General features: G+C 52.7%; 1 rRNA gene. It reads left to right on the top strand.

Annotated elements, in window-relative coordinates:
* Positions 1 to 148: 148 nt before the first annotated feature.
* Positions 149 to 1,690 (top strand): 16S ribosomal RNA (locus tag HV477_RS27785).
* The last annotated feature ends 49 nt before the right edge of the window (positions 1,691 to 1,739 follow it).

Genomic DNA, 1,739 nt, shown 5'->3' with positions numbered 1-1,739 from the left:
GCACTGCTCTTTAACAATTTATCAGACAATCTGTGTGGGCACTCGAAGATACGGATTCTTGACGTCGCAAGACGAAAAATGAATACCAAGTCTCAAGAGTGAACACGTAATTCATTACGAAGTTTAATTCTTTGAGCATCAAACTTTTAAATTGAAGAGTTTGATCATGGCTCAGATTGAACGCTGGCGGCAGGCCTAACACATGCAAGTCGAACGGTAACAGGAAGCAGCTTGCTGCTTTGCTGACGAGTGGCGGACGGGTGAGTAATGTCTGGGAAACTGCCTGATGGAGGGGGATAACTACTGGAAACGGTGGCTAATACCGCATAACGTCGCAAGACCAAAGAGGGGGACCTTCGGGCCTCTTGCCATCAGATGTGCCCAGATGGGATTAGCTTGTTGGTGAGGTAACGGCTCACCAAGGCGACGATCCCTAGCTGGTCTGAGAGGATGACCAGCCACACTGGAACTGAGACACGGTCCAGACTCCTACGGGAGGCAGCAGTGGGGAATATTGCACAATGGGCGCAAGCCTGATGCAGCCATGCCGCGTGTATGAAGAAGGCCTTCGGGTTGTAAAGTACTTTCAGCGGGGAGGAAGGTGTTGTGGTTAATAACCGCAGCAATTGACGTTACCCGCAGAAGAAGCACCGGCTAACTCCGTGCCAGCAGCCGCGGTAATACGGAGGGTGCAAGCGTTAATCGGAATTACTGGGCGTAAAGCGCACGCAGGCGGTCTGTCAAGTCGGATGTGAAATCCCCGGGCTCAACCTGGGAACTGCATTCGAAACTGGCAGGCTTGAGTCTTGTAGAGGGGGGTAGAATTCCAGGTGTAGCGGTGAAATGCGTAGAGATCTGGAGGAATACCGGTGGCGAAGGCGGCCCCCTGGACAAAGACTGACGCTCAGGTGCGAAAGCGTGGGGAGCAAACAGGATTAGATACCCTGGTAGTCCACGCCGTAAACGATGTCTACTTGGAGGTTGTGCCCTTGAGGCGTGGCTTCCGGAGCTAACGCGTTAAGTAGACCGCCTGGGGAGTACGGCCGCAAGGTTAAAACTCAAATGAATTGACGGGGGCCCGCACAAGCGGTGGAGCATGTGGTTTAATTCGATGCAACGCGAAGAACCTTACCTGGTCTTGACATCCACGGAAGTTTTCAGAGATGAGAATGTGCCTTCGGGAACCGTGAGACAGGTGCTGCATGGCTGTCGTCAGCTCGTGTTGTGAAATGTTGGGTTAAGTCCCGCAACGAGCGCAACCCTTATCCTTTGTTGCCAGCGGTTAGGCCGGGAACTCAAAGGAGACTGCCAGTGATAAACTGGAGGAAGGTGGGGATGACGTCAAGTCATCATGGCCCTTACGACCAGGGCTACACACGTGCTACAATGGCGCATACAAAGAGAAGCGACCTCGCGAGAGCAAGCGGACCTCATAAAGTGCGTCGTAGTCCGGATTGGAGTCTGCAACTCGACTCCATGAAGTCGGAATCGCTAGTAATCGTGGATCAGAATGCCACGGTGAATACGTTCCCGGGCCTTGTACACACCGCCCGTCACACCATGGGAGTGGGTTGCAAAAGAAGTAGGTAGCTTAACCTTCGGGAGGGCGCTTACCACTTTGTGATTCATGACTGGGGTGAAGTCGTAACAAGGTAACCGTAGGGGAACCTGCGGTTGGATCACCTCCTTACCTTAAAGAAGCGTACTTTGCAGTGCTCACACAGATTGTCTGATGAAAA

The sequence above is a fragment of the Salmonella sp. SG203 genome, assembly GCF_013350575.1.
GTDB classification, from domain to species: domain Bacteria; phylum Pseudomonadota; class Gammaproteobacteria; order Enterobacterales; family Enterobacteriaceae; genus Salmonella; species Salmonella enterica.
Note: the sequence above shows the minus strand (reverse complement) of the source record. Positions and strands in the feature narration are given on the sequence as shown.